Below are 3,800 nucleotides of genomic sequence, written 5' to 3'. Positions count from 1 at the left end.
GGCGGCGTTTGGGCATCAGGATGTGCCGTTCGAGCGGCTGGTGGAGGAGTTGAATCCGCAGCGGTCCCTGGCACGCCACCCCCTCTTCCAAACCATGCTGAACCTGGACGGCGCCAAGCACCAGGCAGCCTTGGAGGCGTTGGCGGACCTGCCTGACCTGACCGTGCAGCACGAACGCATCCCGACCGGCGCAGGAAAGCTCGATCTTTCGTTCTCGCTGCTGGAGCAGAGCGGGGCGGACGGCTCGCCGGCGGGCCTCACCGGGCGCCTGACCTTCAAGCGAGACTTGTTCGACGAGGCGACCGTTGCCGGTATCGCCGAACGGTTCGTGCGGCTGCTCGAGCACGTCGCCAGCGACCCGGAGCAGCGACTCAGCGACGTGCCGCTACTCACCGACGAGGAGCGGGACCGGGTACTGCGGCAGTGGAACGCCACCGAGCACGAGGTGCCGGCCGCGACCGCTCCGGAGCTGTTCGCGGAGCAGGCGCGCCGGCATCCACACCACACAGCTGTAGAGCACGACGGCGAACGAATCACCTACGCCGGCCTCGACGCCCGCGCGAATCGCCTCGCCCACTGGCTAGCCGGTCAGGGCATCGGATGCGAGGAGATCGTCGCGCTGCGGATGCCCCGATCGATCGACGCGGTGGTCGCGATCCTGGGCGTGCAGAAGGCTGGCGCCGCCTACCTACCGATCGACCCCGAGCTACCGGCCGAGCGCATCGAGCTGATCCTCAACGATGCCCGACCCGTCCTCGTCCTCGACCGACTGCCTGACCTGACCGGCGAGCCGGACGGCCCCGTCCCTGGCAGTGCCCGCACTGCGACGCTCCAGGACCCGGCGTACGTCATCTTCACCTCGGGCTCCACCGGACGTCCAAAGGCCGTGGTGAGCACCCACGCTGGCATAGCTGGCCTGGGAGTCGTCGCCGCCGACCACGGAGTCACCAGCGACAGTCGGGTCCTTCAGTTCGCCTCGTTCTCATTCGACGTGTCGGTGCTGGAGATGTGGAGCGCCTGGCTCACCGGCGCCACTGTGGTCATGGTGCCCGAACGGCTCAGGGTGGCGGACCTGCCGCTGACCGACTTCATTGCCCGCGAGAAGGTCACCTACGTCAAGCTGCCCGCGGCGGTGGTGGCTGCACTGCCGTCGGAGGCCAGCCTGCCGGAGACCGTCACCACCTTGGTGGTCGGCGGCGAGGCGCCGAGCGCCGACCTCGTCCGGCGCTGGTCGGACAGCCGCCGGCTGATCAACGCATACGGCCCGACCGAGTGCACGGTGAACGCCACCGCCAGTCAGCCGCTGGGCCACGGCACGGCACCGATCGGCCGACCGTTGGCCAACACCCAGGCTTACGTGCTCGACGCCAACCTGGGGCCGGTACCGCCGGGAACCGTCGGCGAGCTCTACCTGAGCGGTGCGGGTCTCGCCCGCGGCTACCTGCACCAGCCGGCGCTGACGGCGGAGCGCTTCGTCGCTCACCCGTACGCGGCGCCAGGGCAGCGGATGTACCGGACTGGGGATCTGGCTCGCTGGACCGACTCCGGTGACCTCATGTTCGTCGGTCGCGCCGACGATCAGATCAAGCTTCGCGGCTTCCGGATCGAACCAGCGGAGATCGAGCACGCGCTCGAGGCCCATCCGCAGGTCCGGCAAAGCGCCGTGCTGGTGCGGGAAGACCGGCCTGGGGACCGCCGGCTGGTGGCCTACGTCGTACCTGCCGTCGGTGCCCCCGATGAGCCGGACCTGCTGCGCGAGCATCTGATGGACCGGTTGCCCGCATATATGGTGCCGGCGGCGATCGTTGCGGTCGAGGCCCTGCCGCTGACCCCGAACGGCAAGCTCGACAAGGATGCGTTCCCGGCGCCCAGCTACGGCCGTCCGGCGGAGCTGCGGACGCCTCGAACCCCGGATGAGGAGCTGCTCTGCCGGGTGTTCGCCGAGGTACTGCACCTGCCGGAGGTCGGCGTCGACGACGGCTTCTTCCGTCTCGGCGGTGACAGCATCCTCTCCATCGACCTCGTTGCCCGGTTGCGGCGCGCGGGGGTGGAGGTCAGTGTGCGGGATGTCTTCGAGCACCAGACCGTCGCGGCCCTGGCAGCTCTCGCGGCTGAGCGGCGTAGCGACGCCCCGGCGGACGTGGAACTGGATGACGACGACCCGACCGGCGAAGTTCCGCTCACGCCGATCATGCACCGATTCGCCGAGCGCGCCGAGCCCGACGCCCGCTTCACCCAGTCGCAGGTGATCCGGGTGCCGGCCGGGATCGACGAGCGAACGGTCGCGGAGGCGCTCACGACTGTGGTGCGGCATCACGACGCGCTGCGCATGCGCCTCACCGTCACCGATGGGTGCTGGTCGCTCACCGTCCCGGACCCCGCGGAGCAACAGTCGCAGGGGTTGCTGCGCCGGGTCGACGTAACGGGCGTGGAGCCGGCGGCGTACGCGGCGGCCATGCGCGCCGAAGGCGCGGCGGCGCGGGCGCGGCTAGATGCGCGCTGCGGCGTCCTGGTGCAGGCAGTGTGGTTCGACCGGGGACCGGACCAGCCTGGGCGGCTTCTCCTTACGGCGAATCACCTCGCCGTCGACGGAGTGTCGTGGCGGATCCTGCTATCGGATCTGCGGGAGGCCGCCGAGGCGATCTCCACCAACCATCCGGTCGAGCTGATGCCGCCGCGTACCTCGTTCCGGCGGTGGGCGCGCTTGCTGGAGTCGCGCGCCGCCGACCCCACTGTGCAGAACGAGGCCTCGTGGTGGCTGCGGGCAGTGACCGCCCCGACCACCCAGCCCGGTCGCCGTGATGTTGGCCCAGCCGATACATACGGTTCGGCGCGTAAGCTCACCCGACGCCTCTCGGCGGAGGTGACCGGGCCGGTGCTGTCCACGGTGCCCGCCGCCTATCAGGCGGGCGTCAATGACGTACTGCTCACCTCGCTCCTGATGGCCGTCCTCGACAACGCAGCAGAGCCGGGCTCGCTCCTGGTGAATCTGGAGAGTCACGGACGCGATGAGCAGCTCGCCCCCGGCGTCGACCTGTCGCGCACCGTGGGGTGGTTCACGGCTGTCCACCCGGTGCGGCTGGACAGCGGTGCCGTAGCCGGGGCTGCCGCCTGGTCGGGCGGGTCGGAGACTGGTCAGCTGCTGAAGCAGGTCAAGGAAGTACTCCGTGCCGTGCCTGACGGCGGCGTCGGTTACGGCCTGCTGCGCTATCTCAACCCGGCGGTCAGCGCAGAGCTCGACGCCCTGCCGAACCCACGGATCGGCTTCAACTATCTGGGTCGGTTCGCCGTCTCGGATACCACCGACTGGGCAATGGAGTCCGGTGTGGACACGGGCAGTGACCAGGATTCGGCGCTGCCGATGGCGCACGTGGTGGAGGTCAATGCGGCAACGCGGGACACCCCCGCGGGCCCGGAGCTGACTGCGGTATGGACCTGGGCGCCAGGAGCGATCGACGAAGAGCAGGTCGAACGGCTCGCCGATCGATGGTTCCAGGCCCTGGAGGTCCTCGTGTCGCATACCCAGCAACCCGATGCGGGTGGGCTCACCCCGTCCGACGTGACGCTGACCAAGATCGACCAATTGGAAATCGACGAGTTCGAGCGCGAACTTCGAGCAGAATGGGAGTCGTCGCAATGACCCGCAACGCACCGGTGGTTGAGGATATTCTGCCGTTGTCTGCGTTGCAGGAAGGTCTTCTGTTCCACAGTGTTTTCGATGACGCCAGCCCCGACGTGTATACCGGTCAGTCGATTTTCGACCTGGACGGGGCAGTCGATTACGGGTTGCTGCACTCGGC

The 3,800-nt window shown here is 69.0% G+C and carries 1 protein-coding gene; it reads left to right on the top strand.

Annotated elements, in window-relative coordinates; translation table 11 throughout:
- A partial coding sequence (locus tag ABD287_RS18210) for an amino acid adenylation domain-containing protein (protein ID WP_344174739.1) occupies nt 1–3,640 on the top strand: 3,640 nt, incomplete at its 5' end.
- Between the last annotated feature and the right edge of the window lie 160 nt (nt 3,641–3,800).

This window comes from Pilimelia columellifera subsp. columellifera (assembly GCF_039532605.1).
GTDB lineage: Bacteria > Actinomycetota > Actinomycetes > Mycobacteriales > Micromonosporaceae > Pilimelia > Pilimelia columellifera.
The sequence above is the reverse complement of the archived record's forward strand: the minus strand, read 5'-3'. Positions and strand labels throughout refer to the sequence as shown.